We start from the raw sequence: 16,150 nt of genomic DNA on the forward strand, positions 1-16,150 counted from the left end.
GTTATCATGAGGAATGGAAACCTGTTTCTTCGGAACCGCCGGTCGTCGTGCTGCCGGAAGAACCCCGCTTGCTGCGAATATGAAGTTTATTCGCCAGCAGCGTGATCAAGCTTACCGGCTTCAATCTCACCGCTATGCCATCTCTCGGATCAGGCGCCACGATAGCTCCCAGCTGATGATGATCCCCCGCGTAAATCGCACGCTGCAGGAACTTGCTCTCCCCTTGATGATTCTGAACCTCCAGCTTACAGAAGGCCGAATTCTGACGAAGGGCGCTATGCAGCTGTTCCTTGCTATGAATCAGTTTACCGTTCACCTTCAGAATCGTCTCTCCGGCCAGAATGCCCAGTTCGCTTGCCGGACTATTCGGAAGCACCGCGAGGACGCGTAGTCCACGAATCGGATGCACAAAGATCGGACTGCGCTGCTGCTCTTCATAACGGCTATACCACACCAAGCCCTCGTGCAGCAGTAATGCCGCTAGTGCAGCCACGATAGTAAGCGGTGTCCACCACTCGGCAAGCAGGCTCAATGCCAGCACAATCGCTCCGTAGAATATGAGCCGCTTCGATGTGATTCCTGCCTTCTCCTGCGGGAGCATGCTCTGCGTCATTTCCCCGAAGCCGATCACGACCGGGAGCGCCATCATGGTAAAACCTGTGCTCCAGGCATCACCGCCGAAGAATGGCGTCCAGGGCAGCACGCTGCCTCCGCTTACCGCCGGAACAAGCAGGAACAAGGGCAACGGCCAGAAACTCTGCATATGATAGCCGCCAACGAGCTTGCCACGCTTCCCTTCAAGGAACAACGGTGTAGCAAAACCTGAACCCTGTATCCTGACAAGCAAGGCTTCGGCAAAATGCAGGACGGCGGATAAAGCCAGCAGCGCGGGAATGTCCAATCCAACAATCGTTGTGATTACATGACTGATCCAGCCTTCCGGCTGCCAATTCGGAAACCAGCTTAATCCAAACTGAATGATCCCAAGAAGGCCGATGGAATAGGCAAAGCATAAGTACCGGATATGAAACAGCATCAGGATCAGGGAAGTCACCCATATGCATATAATGGCTTCCAGGCTTAAGGATATCCCCAGGAAGGCCACAATGATGGACACGCCGATTCCTGCCAGCAGCCCGCCCAGAAACGTTCGCCATGTCTGCAACCCCCAGGAATGCAGCTTCACATGGAACAGCTTACGCTCCACCAGCACCTGCCTTCGGTAAAACAGCATCACAAACAAAATCGAAATATAATAAAAGGGCTGCGTCAGCAGTTGTATGCCTGCATCTATCCCATACATAAGCAGTTGTTTCAATGTCTCCAACAGCTTGCCACGCTCCTTTCAGCTTCAAGACGCTTCAAAGCTTATACTTTCTAATATCTTAAAAGAAAAAAAGAAGGCTAACGTTCAGCCTTCTTACTTGTTCGACGCCTGAGCGGCGATTTCCTTCCGAACCTCGGCAATTCCGCGATTCATTTGATTATCCTCTTTCGGATCTTGAATCTTCTCGATCAATGCGGCTTCCAACGCCTCGGCTGTGGCGCCGTTAAGGATACCGTCCGCTTTCAGCTTGTGCTTGCTCTGGAAGCTCTTGATCGCCTTCTCCGTGTTCCGGTCGAAATAGCCATCGGTACGCCCAGTCTTATAGCCAACGGCTTCAAGCATGATCTGCGCGTTCTTCACATCCGTGCTATTGGTGTCGTACGTATAGGTTTTCTTCTTATCGATCGGTGCAACGGTAAAGTATTCCGGCTGTGACACCTGAATATCCGGCTCAATTCCCTTCTCATGGATCCAGGTACCGTTTGGCGTCAACCATTTGGCAATCGTAACTTTGAGCAGGCTTCCATCGCCAAATTGCTTATCAAAGCTCGTTTGCACGGTTCCTTTACCGAAGGAATGCTCACCCATCAAGGTAGCTCCCGCCGACTGCTGCAGTGCGCCCGCCAAAATTTCGGAAGCGCTGGCGCTGCCCTTGTTCATCAGCACCGTAATCGGATAGGATTTCGCCTCACCGTTCGAAGGATGCTTCTCCCGCTTCTTATTCTTATCCTCTACCTGAACGATCAACTCGCCTTTAGGTACGAACTGCTCTGCAATGTCAATGACAACAGACAGCACGCCGCCTGGATTGTTCCGGACGTCGATCAGCAGTCCCTTCATGCCCTGGCTTTCCAGTTTCTCGAGTTCTTCCTTAAAGCGTTCGCCTGTATTCAGCGAGAATTGGGAGATCTCAATAACGCCGATTCCGCCCTTCTCCATCCGTGCCGATACGGTTTCCAGATCGACGTCATCACGAACGATAACATACTCGATCGGCTGCTCGGAGCCAGCACGCTTGATCTGAAGGACGGCCTTGGAGCCCTTCGGACCACGAATCTTGTTGACGGCCGCGTTCAGTTCAAGGCCCTGCAAGGATTCGCCATTGACTGAAAGGATGGTGTCCTTCGCCCGAATGCCGGCTTTATCCGCAGGAGATCCCTTGATCGGAGACACAACGACCACACTGCCATCTACAGAGGACACCTCCGCGCCAATCCCCGAGAAGGAGCCCTCGATGCTCTCTTCAAACTGAGCTGCCGTTTCTTTTCCCATATAGTTGGAATATGGATCCTCCAGCGCTTCCATCATCCCGTTGATGGCGCCGTCGATCAGTTTCGACCGATCGATATCCTTGTAATAATTGCTTTCGATGAGGTCAATTGCTGTCCCCAGTTTTTTCGCTTCAGACTGCTCCAGCCCATTCCTGTTCGCTATACTGGCCAGCAGCCCCTCACCGTCTCCAGTCTGGCTGGGAGCGGGCAGCTGGGTCAAAGCCATCGTTAACAGCACGCCGCATATCATGGCAGCTATGACCAGAAAGACAGCCGTTCGTTTTTTCAGCAAGTACTTCACCGCCTTTGTACGTTTCAACTGCTACACACACGGGGGAATCCCGTCCACCTAGTATATGATTGGCTTGCCGGGAATATTTATACAGCGGTCTGAAGGTTATATGGTATACGTCATGAAATTCTGTTACAGATAAGGCGAAGGATTCACCGGCGATCCATTGACACGAACCTCAAAATGAAGATGCGGTCCTGTGCTCTGACCCGTGGAGCCTACTTCGGCAATCTTCTGCCCTCTGGACACCTTGTCGCCTTCGCTGACTTTAATGCCGCCGTTGCGGATATGTCCATACAAGGTCCATACGCCGCCCCCATGATCAACAATAACACAGTTTCCGTAACCGCTCCACCACTCGGCCAAAATGACCGTACCGCTCTCGGCTGCGCGGATCTCAGTTCCCTGCGGAACGGCAAAATCCTGGCCTGTATGCATCTTGCCGACTTCACCCGTTACCGGATGGACCCGAGGCCCATAACCGGAGGACAGTCTGGCCCCGGAGACCGGAATGGCGAATGGTCCGCCGTTCCCTGTATATCCCCCGCCGCCTTTACTGCCGCCGAGGGTGGTCGCCTTGGCTCTTTTCGCCGCAGCCGCTTTGGCAGCCGCCGCTTTACGTGCAGCTTCCTCAGCCGCAAGCTTATTCTTTTCCTTCTGCAGATCCGAACGTTTGCTTGCCAGAGCAACCAGCATTCTATCCTGCTCTTCGGTCAAGATTTCCGCATCCTCAATTTCCTGATCATACTGGGCCAGTAGTACGCGCTTCTCCTGTTCCTTCTCGTTCAGGATGCTCTTGCGGTCCTCCATTTGGCCATACAGGTCCTTGGCGGTTGCATACTGTCCTTCAAGTTCCTTCTTCTTGTCAATGACCAGCAGCTTGTCCTGCTTATGCTCCACCAGCAAATCCTGGTCCTGGTTAACGATCGTCTTCAAGGAATCCGCACGCTCAATAAAATCGCTGAAGCTGGTCGAGGAGAGCAGCACATCCAGATACGATACTTGACCATCCATATAGATGAGGCGAATTCGGGATTCCAACAGCTTCTCTCGGGAGGCGATGCGCTCCTCCGCCGCTTCAAGTTCCTTGGTCGTTTTTCTCAGCAGATCCTCTGTCTCCTCGATCTTCATGGAGATTTTGGTCAATTCATTGCTGACGATGCTGATCTGCTCCAACACATATTTCAGATTCTTCGTTGTTTTCTTCTTGTAATGCTGAGCTTCTTGTTTATTTTCCGCTGCTTTGTTCTTCTGCGCCCGAGCTTTCTTGACCTGCTCCTGAAGCACGCTCAGCTCTCGATCTACATCGGCTGAAGTCTTCTTCTCGGCTTGTCCGACGGTCGGTTGGATCATAACAGTGGCCAGTAATAAGGCTGCTACTCCTGCGGCGATCTTCTTCAAGTTTCGCTCCCCATCCTTTACCTTGTTTTATACTTTCAAAAATTTACGTATCGACATGGTGCTTCCCCAGATGCCAATGACAATGCCCAGCCCAACAACAATGGTGCCGATCGGCAGCCACAAATCTCCTAGAGGGATTAAACTTTTGGCTAACGTCAAATCCGTTTGCGATGCGGCGTACAGGCGGTTGTAGCCTACAAACAACAGCGTGACCGTCACAATGGAGCCCATCAGGCCGATCATAGCTCCTTCCACGAAGAACGGCCAACGAATGAAGTTGTTGGTCGCGCCGACAAGCTTCATAATGCCGATCTCGCGGCGACGGGCCAAAATCGTAACCCGAATGGTGTTCGAGATCAGGAACATGGACATCAAGCCGAGTCCCGCTACGAAAATAAAGCCGATATTCCGCACCGTCTTCGTAATCTTGAACAGGGTTTCTACCGTGCCTTCCCCATACTTGACACGCAGGATCGGCTCCTCCGTATACTTCTTGTTCAGGGCAGTAATCTTGTCGGCAACAAAACCGACCGTGGTCGGTTCAATAACGGAAACCTCGAATGCATCCGGTAGGGGATTCTGGTCCGCCTCGCTGAAGCCTTCCACCCATTCGGAGCCCAGGCTTTCCTCAAGCTCCTTCATGCCCTCTTCCTTGGACACGAACTTGATGGCGCTGACCTCCGGCATGGCCTCGAGTTCACCCTTAATGGTCTCGCGCAGCTTTTCATCCACGTTGAGATTTAAGTACGTGTTGATTTGCACATTGCTATCTGCTTTATCGGCTAAAGCGTTCACATTCATGACTAACAGCATGAAAACGCCCAGTATAAACAAAGACACCACGATGGAAGTGACGGATGCGACCGACATCCATCCGTTCCGGAAAACGCTCTTCGCCCCTTCCCGCAAGTGCCGCAAGAAGGTTCTAAAATTCATACCCGTAATCTCCTCTCTGCTGGTCACGGACGATCTGTCCGTGCTCAATCGCAAGAACGCGTTTACGCATGGTGTTCACGATATCCCTGTTGTGGGTAGCCATTACGATGGTCGTTCCCCTGAAATTGATTTCATCCAGCAGCTGCATGATGCCCCACGAGGTTTCCGGATCCAGGTTACCTGTAGGCTCGTCCGCAATAATGACGGAGGGGTTGTTCACAATCGCTCTGGCGATTGCGATCCGCTGCTGCTCCCCGCCAGAGAGCTGGGAAGGTTCGCGGTTTGCCTTGGATTTCAGACCCACAAGCTCCAGCACCTCCATGACCCGTCTCTTGATGAGACGCTGCGGCGCTTCGATAACCTCCATGGCAAAAGCTACATTTTCGTAAGCAGTCAACTTGGGCAGCAGACGATAGTCCTGAAAAATAACCCCGATATTTCGGCGAACATAGGGGATTTTGCGCTGCTTCAGCTTCCCAATATTAAATCCGTTAACGGAAATTTGCCCCTTGGTAGGCACTTCTTCTCTATAGATAAGTTTCATAAACGTCGATTTGCCCGCACCTGACGGTCCGACAACATAGACGAATTCATTTCGATTGATTTTGACGGAAACTCCCTGAAGCGCATGAGCGCCGTTCGGATAAGTCTTCCATACGTCCTGCATTTCGATCACTTCATCACTTCCCAATCCTTAATTAGCCATTATACTTTCGACAGTTTCCATCGAATTCCTTTAAAATCCATGAAAAATCCTCACGACATCGTCTATTGTAACAAATTTGTTACCTTTTGAGTACCCGAAAGTTTAAGCCCACCGTGACATATACATGAACAAGTGCATGAACTGCGGCCAATACGAAGTTAAGAAGGTGGTTTCGAATGAAAAAAATTCATCTTGGTCTCATCATTGTCATCAGTTTCGGTCTTCTCCTCTCCGTCGGCTTCGGTCTATTGACGATGTACGTGAACCAGAAGGAACTTCCGAAGGGGGTCGTTCTCTCCGGTTGGCAGGTAGGCGGTAAACCATCAGACGAGGTGCTGTCAGAGCTGGATCAACGGCTGCAGGCGATGACAGCGTTGAAGGTGAAGCTGCAATCGGACGCGCTCAAGGGACACACAGAAAGCTTCACTCTTCGAGAGGCCGGAGTTCAATTCAACGCAGCCGATTTTCAGGAGGCTATCGCCAGGTTGTCCGAAGGATCACTATGGGATCAAGTTCTTTACCGGCGTAACTTTCAGCTGGAATGGCATATATCCACGGACTGGGATCGCGATGTGTTAAAAAAGCGGCTGAGCGAAGACTGGCAAAAGGAACGCTTCGGGGAACCCGTCAATGCGGTACGGAGCATATCCGAAGATGATGTTGTCCGGTACACTCCGGAGAAAACGGCATACCGCATCGATTGGCCGGCATTCTATGAAGGGTTCAGCGCTGTGCTTCCGAATGAGTCTCACTTCACCGAGCCGAATCCAGATGAGATCATTACGGTTCCGCTGCCTCTCATCCGTCAAAAGCCCCCCGTTACCGTAAAATCGCTGCAGAATGAAGGGATTGAGCGCAAAATCGTTGAATTCTCCACCAGTCTCGGATCCAGCGGGCCTGGACGCGTTCATAACGTGACCGCCGCTGCCAAATCGGTTGACGGCATGATTCTGAAGCCCGGCGATGAATTCAATTATGCTCATATTATTGATACCGCGAAAAGGGAATACGGCTTTGAAGAAGCTCCTGTCATCGTGAACGGCAAGCTGGTCCCCGGAATCGGCGGCGGAATCTGCCAGGTATCCAGCACGGTGTATCATGCCGCCCTACTGATCGGACTGGAGATTACCGAAAGGCGGAATCATTCCCTTCCGGTCAGCTACCTGCCGAAGGGGCAGGATGCCACCTTCGCGGAAGGGGCGATCAATTTCCGTTTCCGGAACAATACAGGAAAGCATCTGCTTATTTTATCGGAAGTATCGCACGGTAATTTAACGCTGAAGATGTTTGGCACCTTCCCGGAAAATACGGAATATGAGCTTGTGTCCACCACCGTTGAAACCTTGCCGTCACCAGAGAAGGTCATTCACAATAACTCGCTGCCGCCAGGACTCAAGCAGGTGGTTCAGAACGGGAAGCCAGGCTATGTGGTTGAAACCTACCGAACCAAGAAAGTAAACGGCAAGGTTGTAGAGAAGGTTAAAATATCCAAGGATACCTATCGCCCCCAGAACAGCATCGTTGCCATCAATCCGACAAGCGAGGTCCAACTGCCGGAAGCGAATGATACACCGAAAGAGGAAGTGGTTGAGGACGGTATCAGCGCACCGTAAACCTGGAGATAACATGGAAAACATCGACGTCTACTCTATCGGTTCCGTTCTGCGGCGAAAGCCCTTGAGGATCTTCCATTGGTCATACCGAACATAGTAGAAACATGGAACAGCCCGGATTCGCGAATAGAACCGCGAATCCGGGCTGTTTGCCTTGCCGTATTTTAGTGTAAAACATCAATTTTATAAAAGGTCCCGACTTCTGCCATGGCATCTGCGCTGAAAGCCTCGGTATATTCCACCTGTTCGGCCTAAGGCCTGAACGTGGGGATCGTTTCCACCCTTAAAACCGCCTGGACGCTCTGACCTCGGCTTCCGGATGCTGTGACAGTTCATCTCTGTACTCCACTTGCCGAATCTCGCAGCCTTTGCCTAGGATCACCCGATTACCGCGGACGATATCAGCTTCGACATGCTCGAGATCAAGGACGTCGCCTTCAATAATACGAGCCTCCAGACGCGTTCCCTTTAAAGACAGGGACAGCATTTCCCAGAGCCTCTTCCCTTTTTTGCGAACCGTTATTCGGTCTCCAACGATTTCCTGTGCAAGGCAGCGACCCAATACCCGGATATCCGCTGTTCCAACATGCAGGCGGCCATCGATCTTAAAGCCTCCCTGGAACGTGGCGAATTCACTCCGCACGTCACCATGGCTTCTCAGGTGTCCGGTAACCTCAAGCTTCTTCGATTCGGAATCTCCGTGAACGCTGCAATGCCCCCCGATGTAGATGGATCGGCTGCGCAATCCTTCCTTCAAGCTCAGGCTGCCGGCTACATTCAGCTCCTCAGACTCCACGGCCCCCTTAATGGTTCCCGAACCGTTCACGCGAATCGTACGCGCAGCGACGGCGCCATTGACGCTCATCGTTCCATTGCCTATCAATTCCCGGCAATCCAGATCTCCATTTATCTGCCCGGCACCGTCAATGCGTACCTTGTCGTATTGGCCGCCGCTTGAACTTCCGGTGCCCGTAATCTTCAGATCGGATAGCTTGTCGTCATGTGGTATCATGAGTATCCTCCATATTCACAAAGTAATCACTATCTATATCTAAACGGCTTCATCACAACAATTACCTTACTAAATGTCCATCCTCCACCAGGTGGAGCCATAATCTCCCTCTAAGATACCACAACCCCGCTCATCATAGAACAGTCCGATGGCTGAACTTCGCCTCGGTCTCAAGACCGAGACGATGTATGCAGCTTATCCTATCCATTTCGATTCCGGCCCGAGCCGCCTTTATATCCCCGAGGATTAGCGAGGTGGCCAAACGCAGCAGACTGTACATCCGTTCACGCCCGCAGAAGTTGGTTCAGATTTGCTTGGAGGAAGGGAGATTGATTGTGATATGATTTAAATAGACTCGTCTTTTCGATCTCACATTTACAAAAGTGAAAGGGGATACATAACATGGCTCTTATGCAATGTCACTTCTACTCGGAGGTACTCGGTCTCAGCACGTCCATGACCGTTATTCTCCCTCAGCAAACCTCTTCGCAGATCGGTATGACCAATCATGCCAAAAAGGGGCTGCATCCGACGCTCTTCCTGCTGCACGGCCTGTCCGACGACGATTCCATCTGGTTGCGCAGAACCTCCATCGAACGCTATGTGGCCGAGATGGGCATTGCCGTCGTTATGCCGCAGGTGCACCGCAGCTTCTATACGGACATGGAATACGGCGGCAAATACTGGACCTTCATCAGCCAGGAGCTGCCAGCCATTGCCCGTTCCTTCTTCCCGTTATCCCACGCGAGAGAAGATAACTTCGTCGCTGGCTTGTCCATGGGCGGATACGGGGCTTTCAAACTGGCCCTTCGCTGTCCCGAAGCCTTTGCCGCAGCCGCCAGTTTATCGGGCGCGCTCGATATGGCGGGTCATGTCCGGAGGAATGAGGCCTTGTTTGAACATCAATTAGTCTACGGAGATCAAGATATTACCGGCACCGACAACGACCTGCTGTGGCTGCTTCAGGAAGTCGATCGATCAGAGGGGCCTAAGCCGCTGCTGTATCAATGCTGCGGAACCGAAGACTTCCTCTATGAAGACAATCAAGCGTTCCGCAAGGCCTGCGAAGAAACCTCCCTCGATCTCACCTATCTGGAAGGCCCAGGCGGCCATGATTGGGGATATTGGGATACTCACATTCAGGATGTGTTGAAGTGGCTTCCGTTGAAAGCCTGATGAATCCAGATATGCATGCCCATCCTACGGGCAGCAGTTGTCCCGCTGTTCGGTTTATCCGCATGCAATGGAGGACACCGCCCCTGCGATTCGTTCATACTTTTTTGATATCTTAAAAAAGGTGGATCGGCAAATGTAGCGTTTGCCGGTCCACCTCTATTTTTTCACGCTTGCGATTTCTGTATCGTTACTCTACATTCCCTTGACGGAGACCCAGCCATTCTTCCGTAACCTGAAGCGTCCGCACGCTGCGGTCAATGGCCGCCTTCACCTGCTCGGTTGCCGTGCCGCCGTAAACGTTACGCGCATTGACTACCGTCTCGGGTTGAAGCACACCATAAATGGAGTCGTCGAACAGCTCCGAGAACTGCTTGAACTCATCCAGCGTCAGGTCCAGCAGATACTTGTTGTTCTGGATGCAGTACAATACGGTCTTGCCGATCACTTCATGCGCTTGACGGAAAGGAAGCCCTTTGCCAACCAGGAAGTCCGCGATGTCGGTTGCGTTGGAGAAGTCGGTATTCACCGCTTCACGCATGCGGCCTTTGTTGACCTTCATCGTGGCAATCATCGGAGCAAACAGCTGCAATGCACCTTCCAGTGTAGCCACCGTATCGAACATGCCCTCTTTATCTTCCTGCATATCCTTGTTATAAGCAAGCGGCAGCGACTTCAGCACGGTGAGCAGACCCATCAGGTTGCCGTATACCCGTCCGGTTTTGCCGCGGACCAGCTCAGGTACATCCGGATTCTTCTTCTGCGGCATTATGCTGCTGCCCGTACAGAACGCATCATCCAGCTCGATGAAGCTGAACTCCGTGCTGCTCCAGAGCACCAGCTCCTCGCTCAAGCGGGACAAGTGCATCATGATGATGGAAGCATCCGAGAGGAATTCCAGAATGAAGTCGCGGTCGCTGACCGCATCCAGACTGTTCTCGTAAACGCCGTCAAACCCAAGCTGCTCCGCCACGAAATGGCGGTCGATCGGGAACGTCGTCCCCGCAAGCGCGCCTGCCCCGAGCGGCAACACATTAATGCGCTTATAGCTGTCGATCAGACGGTCGATATCCCGCTGGAACATGGACACGTAAGCCATCAGATGATGCGCAAACAGAATCGGCTGAGCACGCTGCAGATGCGTATACCCCGGAATAATTGTATCCAGATTATCCTTGGCTTGCCCGATTAATGCGGTTTGCAGCTCATGCAGCATGCCGGTCAGCGCCACCACGCGGTTACGCAAATACAGATGCATATCCGTAGCCACTTGATCGTTACGGCTGCGTCCTGTGTGGAGCTTGCCGCCGACAGGTCCGATTTCCTCGATCAGATTCTTCTCGATGTTCATATGGATATCCTCATCCGAAACGGAGAACTCGATGCTGCCCTCACGGATGCGCTCCAGCACCTTGTTCAAGCCAGCCTTGATCGTCTCCACGTCTTCGGCCGGCACGATGCCGCATTTGCCCAGCATGGACACATGCGCAAGGCTTCCCTGGATATCCTCCTCAGCCAGCTGCTTATCAAAACCGATGGATGCCGTATATTCCTCTACCAATGCGTTGGTCTGCTTCGTAAAGCGTCCGCCCCATAACTTGCTCACAACACTTGCCCCTCTCTGTTTAAGGCAGAGGGCCGCTTCCCGCTTAAGAAGTCCCATTGATCCCGGTTACGCGAGAATCAACGAAGCTCCCTTGCATGAAAACGGCCTTCAGCCTGTTCATTATTGTACACTTATTGATTCTGGTTCACGCCGGTTGCCACTTTCAAACGCAGTGCGTTCAAGCGGATAAAGCCGGTCGCATCGCCCTGATCATAAGCTTGCGTTGGATCGGCTTCCATCGTAGCGATATCCGGGTTGTACAGACTGACCGGACTCTTCACGCCTGCGCCGATAATGTTGCCTTTGTACAGCTTCACGCGCACCGTACCGGTTACGTTCTTCTGACTTTCGGTTACCAGCGCCTGCAGTGCCAGTCGCTCCGGCGCAAACCAGAAGCCGTTATAAACCAAGGTGCTGTAACGGGTAATCAGGCTGTCGCGCAGGTTCATCACTTCGCGGTCCATCGTGATGGATTCCATTTTGCGATGAGCGGTGAACAGGATCGTTCCACCCGGCGTCTCGTAGACACCGCGGCTCTTCATGCCAACGAAACGGTTCTCTACCATATCCACGCGACCGATGCCGTGCTTGCCGCCCAGCTCGTTCAGCTTCTCCATCACTTGCAGCGGGCTCATCGATTCGCCGTTCAGCGCAACAACATTCCCTTGCTCAAACGTAAGCTCGAGGTACTCCGCCTCATCCGGCGCATCCTCAGGAGATACGCTGAGCAGGTACATATCCTTGCTGTCCTCCGCGCTTGCGTCGAACCAAGGATCCTCCAGCACGCCGCTCTCATAACTGATATGGAGCAGGTTGCGGTCCATGGAGTAGGATTTGGCTGCAGATGCCGTTACCGGAATGCCATGGGCTTCCGCGTAAGCGATCATCTCTGCCCGACCCGGGAAGGAGTTACGGAACTCCTCGATGCGCCAAGGCGCGATTACTTCAATGTCCGGTGCCAAGCCGGCTACGCCCAGCTCAAAACGAACCTGGTCGTTCCCTTTGCCCGTAGCGCCGTGCGCAATCGCCGTCGCGCCTTCGGCACGAGCGATATCCACCATGCGCTTGGCAATCAATGGACGCGCGATGCTGGTCCCGAGCAGGTACTGCCCTTCGTACATAGCACCCGCCTGGAACATCGGATAGATGAAATCATTCGCAAATTCATCGCGCAGATCATCGATGTATACTTTGGAGGCGCCGGTCGCCAGCGCTTTTTCCTCAAGTCCGTCCAGCTCTTCCTTCTGGCCGATATCGGCCGTGAAAGCAATGATCTCCGCATCGTAAGTTTCTTTCAGCCATTTCAGAATAACGGACGTATCCAGGCCACCGGAATACGCCAGCACGATTTTTTGTTTTGCCATCGTTAAACTCCCTCTCTTTGTTACTAACAACCCTGTCGTTCATTATACTAAAGATAACGTCCATTGACGCATTTTCATAGAGAATGTTCGCTGCAATTGACTGGCTCTAAGCCATCAAAGCAACCATCAAAGCCTTCTGGGCATGGAGACGGTTCTCGGCCTGATCAAAAATGACGGAGTTGGCACCGTCGATCACTCCTTCGCTGACCTCTTCGCCCCGATGGGCCGGGAGGCAATGCAGGAACAAGTAATCCGGCTTCGCCGCCTTCACCAGCTCCTCATTCACCTGGTAGTCCGCAAACGCAGCCTCTCGCTGTGCCTGCTCCTCTTCAAAGCCCATGCTTGCCCATACATCCGTATAGATCACGTCCGCATCCTTCGCGGCTTCGATCGGATCTTGCGTAATCGTAATTTTGCCACCCGTTTGCGCCGCGATTTCCTCGCTCAGCTTCACGATGCTGGCATCCGCCTCATAGCCCTTCGGACTGGCCACGGCTACATGCATGCCCATCTTGGCACCGCCAATCAGAAGCGAATGCGCCATGTTGTTGCCATCGCCGATAAAGGCCATTTTGAGACCTTTCAGCTTGCCCTTGTGCTCCAGCACGGTCTGCAAATCGGCCAGCACCTGACATGGATGCGCCATGTCGCTCAGGCCGTTGATAACCGGAATGGAGGCATATTTCGCCAGGTTGACCACGTTGTCGTGCCCGAAGGTACGAATCATCAGGCCGTCCAGATAACGGGACATCACCTGCGCCGTATCGCTGATCGGCTCGCCGCGTCCGAGCTGGATATCGTTTTTGCTTAAAAAGAGTGCATGTCCGCCCAGCTGGAACATCCCAGCCTCGAATGAAACCCGCGTCCGCGTGGACGACTTCTCAAAAATCAATCCGATCGTCTTGCCTTTCAGCGGCTGATAGACTTCGCCGTTCTTCTGCTTGCGTTTGATCTCAATTGCCGAATCGAGCAAGAACTGAATCTCTTCCGTCGAGTATTCGTCCAGCTCGATCATATCCCGCCCTTTCAGGCTTAATTCCTTCACTTGTCCGCTAGTGGCCATATTCTCCAGTCCTCCTTAACCATGCTGTTATTGTCCAAAATGCTGCAACACGATTCTTCTATGCTTGGCTAACCGCCGTATGCTCATGTATAAGTTCCGTAACAATCGATACCGCCTGGTCGATCTCTTGTTTCGTGACGTACAGATTCGGAAGCAGCCGGATCACATTCGGTCCTGCCGTTACGAACAGCAGCCCGCGGCTCTGCCCTTTCAGCACCAGCTCGCCAATCGGCTCAACGCATTCGATGCCGATCAGCAGGCCTTTCCCCCGGATCGCCTTCACAAAAGGATGATTGCCCAGGCTCTCATTCAGCTTTGTCATCAAATATTCTCCGGCTTCGGCTGCGCGCTGCGGCACGTTGTCCTCCAGCATCGTCTCGATGGTGGCCTGGATGACGGCACTTGCAATCGGCGTGCCGCCAAACGTCGTCGCATGGCTTCCTGCCGTGAAGGCTTCGCGCAAGTAAGCTTTGCCCAGCATCGCGCCGACCGGGAACCCGGAGCCGAGCCCTTTGGCTACGGTAAAGATATCCGGCTCGATGCCGTAATGCTCATGGGCAAACAGCTTCCCGGTCCGGCCCATGCCCGTCTGCACCTCGTCCACGATCAGCAGCACTCCATGCTTCTTACACAGCTCGGTGACGGCTTGAAGGAACTCCGGCTCTACCGGATGAACGCCGCCTTCCGCCTGCACCATTTCGATCATGATCGCAGCGGTGTTATCGTTAATGGCCGATTCCAGTGCCGGAAGGTCATGCAGCGGAACGCTCTTGAAGCCTGCCGGAAGCGGAAGGAAACCTTCCTTTACCTTATCCTGGCCGGTGGCCGTCAGCGTAGCCAGCGTCCGTCCATGGAAGGACTGCGTAAACGTAATGACCTCGTAGCGCCCCGTTCCCTTCACCTTCTGATGGTAGCGGCGCGCCAGCTTAATGGCCGCTTCGTTCGCTTCCGCCCCACTGTTGCAGAAGAATACCGCATCCGCGCAGGTGTTCGCTGTCAGCAACTCGGCTGCTTTTTCCTGACCCGGAATGTGGAACAGGTTCGAGACATGCCACAATTCATCCAGCTGGGACTTCAGCTTCTCTTTCACTTTTACCGGGGCATGGCCGAGATTCGTTACCGCCAGGCCCGCCATAAAATCAAGATATTTGTTGCCTTGAGCGTCCCATAACCAGCTTCCTTCCCCTTTGACCAGGGCGATTGGATATCTGGCGTATGTCTGGAACAACGAGCTTTCATTCGCTGCTTTAACACCGCCTGCTGCTGTTTCTTTTCCCATAACCTTCACACACTCCTTTGCATTTGGCATAGCTTCGTGTTTCACGTTTGAACCGTCCTACGATATGAATATCTATTAAGCTTAACCAGCACTGCGAATTCGGATCATTCCTCCGATCCCTGTTGCCCACAGATTTTTATGGAATCATCTAAACAAGGATAAATTCCGTGGACAAAGGGGCCCGCTTCGCTTCTCCGGAATGATTCCGCCTTCTCCGTTGAAGTTTTCATATAGTTGCGGTTTGAATATCAAACCGTGTCTTACTACATCCGCACGATGCGCGTACCCAGCACTTCGCCTCCAAGCACTCGGCTCAGTACATTCGGCTCGCTTCCGTCCACGATGACAACCTCGCTCACCTTGCCGTGAATGCAGCTGATGGCCGCTCTGACCTTCGGTATCATGCCGCCGTAGATTTCGCCTGTCCCGATCATATCCTCGATCTCCTGAACCGTCACGGTTGGAAGCACCCGCTTCTCGCCGCCCGATCCTTTCATAATTCCAGGTACGTCAGTGACAACGATCATCCGGTTTACGCCCAGATGAGAAGCCACGGCACCCGCCGCCGTATCGGCATTGATATTGTAGCGCTGACCGGATTGATCCACCCCGATCGGTGCAACCACCGGCATGTAGCCCATCTCCAGCACGCCGCTCAGGATGGACGACTTCACAAACGTAACGTCGCCGACCCAGCCAACTTCCGCGTGGTTCGTCACCGGTTTGGCCTCGATCAGCCCGCCGTCCGAGCCGGATAAACCGATGGCAGAGCCGCCTACGCTTTGAATCCGTCGTACGATCTGCTTATTGATGGTGCCCGCAAGCACCATCTCCACAACGTCCAGCACATCCTCCGTCGTCTTGCGCAGTCCGTTCACGAACTCGGTCTCGATGCCAAGCTTCTCCAGATTGCCGGAGATCGCGGGTCCGCCACCATGAACGATAACGGGATTAACTCCCTTTTGCTGCAGATTCTTCAAATCCTCGAAGAAGCTGTCAGGAAGGGCCGCGAGCGTACTACCGCCGCATTTCATCACGAACGTATCCGCACCTGATGTTTGAACCGGCAGCGTAACCTTTTGATCGATCGTGCTCTTCATATCCGTC

The 16,150-nt window shown here is 53.1% G+C and carries 13 protein-coding genes; 2 read left to right on the forward strand and 11 right to left on the reverse strand.

From position 1 onward, the window contains the following. Nucleotides 1-4 precede the first annotated feature (4 nt). The 5 genes from M4D81_RS32660 to ftsE all read right to left on the reverse strand — a co-directional run bounded on the left by M4D81_RS32660 (nucleotide 5) and on the right by ftsE (nucleotide 5,903). Nucleotides 5-1,327, reverse strand: coding sequence for a PDZ domain-containing protein (locus tag M4D81_RS32660; protein WP_260069434.1), 1,323 nt, complete (start codon nucleotides 1,325-1,327; stop codon nucleotides 5-7). Nucleotides 1,328-1,420: 93 nt separating this feature from the next. Then, a complete protein-coding gene (locus tag M4D81_RS32665) occupies nucleotides 1,421-2,890 on the reverse strand; it encodes a S41 family peptidase (protein WP_260069435.1) in 1,470 nt (489 codons plus the stop codon). Nucleotides 2,891-3,022: 132 nt separating this feature from the next. Continuing rightward, entirely contained in the window at nucleotides 3,023-4,291 is a 1,269-nt protein-coding gene (locus M4D81_RS32670) for a murein hydrolase activator EnvC family protein (protein ID WP_260069436.1), read from the reverse strand. A gap of 27 nt (nucleotides 4,292-4,318) precedes the next feature. Next, the gene (gene ftsX / locus M4D81_RS32675; RefSeq protein WP_071219773.1) at nucleotides 4,319-5,227 is read right to left on the reverse strand and encodes a permease-like cell division protein FtsX; all 909 of its coding nucleotides are present in this window, start codon (nucleotides 5,225-5,227) and stop codon (nucleotides 4,319-4,321) included. Further along, the gene (gene ftsE, locus M4D81_RS32680; RefSeq protein WP_071219774.1) at nucleotides 5,217-5,903 is read right to left on the reverse strand and encodes a cell division ATP-binding protein FtsE; all 687 of its coding nucleotides are present in this window, start codon (nucleotides 5,901-5,903) and stop codon (nucleotides 5,217-5,219) included. The genes ftsX and ftsE overlap by 11 nt, the downstream gene beginning before the upstream one ends. A gap of 206 nt (nucleotides 5,904-6,109) precedes the next feature. Here ftsE and M4D81_RS32685 point away from each other — a divergent pair, with 206 nt between their 5' ends. Then, complete coding sequence (locus M4D81_RS32685) at nucleotides 6,110-7,546, forward strand: VanW family protein (RefSeq protein ID WP_260069437.1); 1,437 nt, start codon at nucleotides 6,110-6,112, stop codon at nucleotides 7,544-7,546. 283 nt (nucleotides 7,547-7,829) lie between these two features. Here M4D81_RS32685 and M4D81_RS32690 read toward each other — a convergent pair whose 3' ends face one another. Further along, nucleotides 7,830-8,558: a DUF2807 domain-containing protein gene (locus M4D81_RS32690; RefSeq protein WP_260069438.1), complete on the reverse strand. Its 729-nt coding sequence runs from the start codon at nucleotides 8,556-8,558 to the stop codon at nucleotides 7,830-7,832. A gap of 402 nt (nucleotides 8,559-8,960) precedes the next feature. Here M4D81_RS32690 and M4D81_RS32695 point away from each other — a divergent pair, with 402 nt between their 5' ends. Beyond that, on the forward strand, nucleotides 8,961-9,734 hold the full coding sequence (locus M4D81_RS32695) for an alpha/beta hydrolase (protein ID WP_194539896.1): 774 nt from the start codon (nucleotides 8,961-8,963) through the stop codon (nucleotides 9,732-9,734). A gap of 187 nt (nucleotides 9,735-9,921) precedes the next feature. Here M4D81_RS32695 and argH read toward each other — a convergent pair whose 3' ends face one another. The 5 genes from argH to argB all read right to left on the reverse strand — a co-directional run bounded on the left by argH (nucleotide 9,922) and on the right by argB (nucleotide 16,143). Then, nucleotides 9,922-11,337, reverse strand: coding sequence for an argininosuccinate lyase (argH, locus tag M4D81_RS32700; protein ID WP_260069439.1), 1,416 nt, complete (start codon nucleotides 11,335-11,337; stop codon nucleotides 9,922-9,924). A 131-nt stretch (nucleotides 11,338-11,468) separates the two neighbouring features. After that, on the reverse strand, nucleotides 11,469-12,701 hold the full coding sequence (locus M4D81_RS32705) for an argininosuccinate synthase (protein WP_260069440.1): 1,233 nt from the start codon (nucleotides 12,699-12,701) through the stop codon (nucleotides 11,469-11,471). Nucleotides 12,702-12,807: 106 nt separating this feature from the next. Next, a complete protein-coding gene (argF, locus tag M4D81_RS32710) occupies nucleotides 12,808-13,764 on the reverse strand; it encodes an ornithine carbamoyltransferase (protein ID WP_194539898.1) in 957 nt (318 codons plus the stop codon). Nucleotides 13,765-13,822: 58 nt separating this feature from the next. Continuing rightward, nucleotides 13,823-15,043, reverse strand: a complete 1,221-nt coding sequence (locus tag M4D81_RS32715) for an acetylornithine transaminase (RefSeq protein WP_260069441.1) — start codon at nucleotides 15,041-15,043, stop codon at nucleotides 13,823-13,825. A gap of 263 nt (nucleotides 15,044-15,306) precedes the next feature. Then, nucleotides 15,307-16,143, reverse strand: coding sequence for an acetylglutamate kinase (argB, locus tag M4D81_RS32720; protein WP_260069442.1), 837 nt, complete (start codon nucleotides 16,141-16,143; stop codon nucleotides 15,307-15,309). Nucleotides 16,144-16,150: the final 7 nt, after the last annotated feature.

Origin of the sequence: Paenibacillus sp. p3-SID867, assembly GCF_025142895.1 — a bacterium.
GTDB lineage: Bacteria > Bacillota > Bacilli > Paenibacillales > Paenibacillaceae > Paenibacillus_AQ.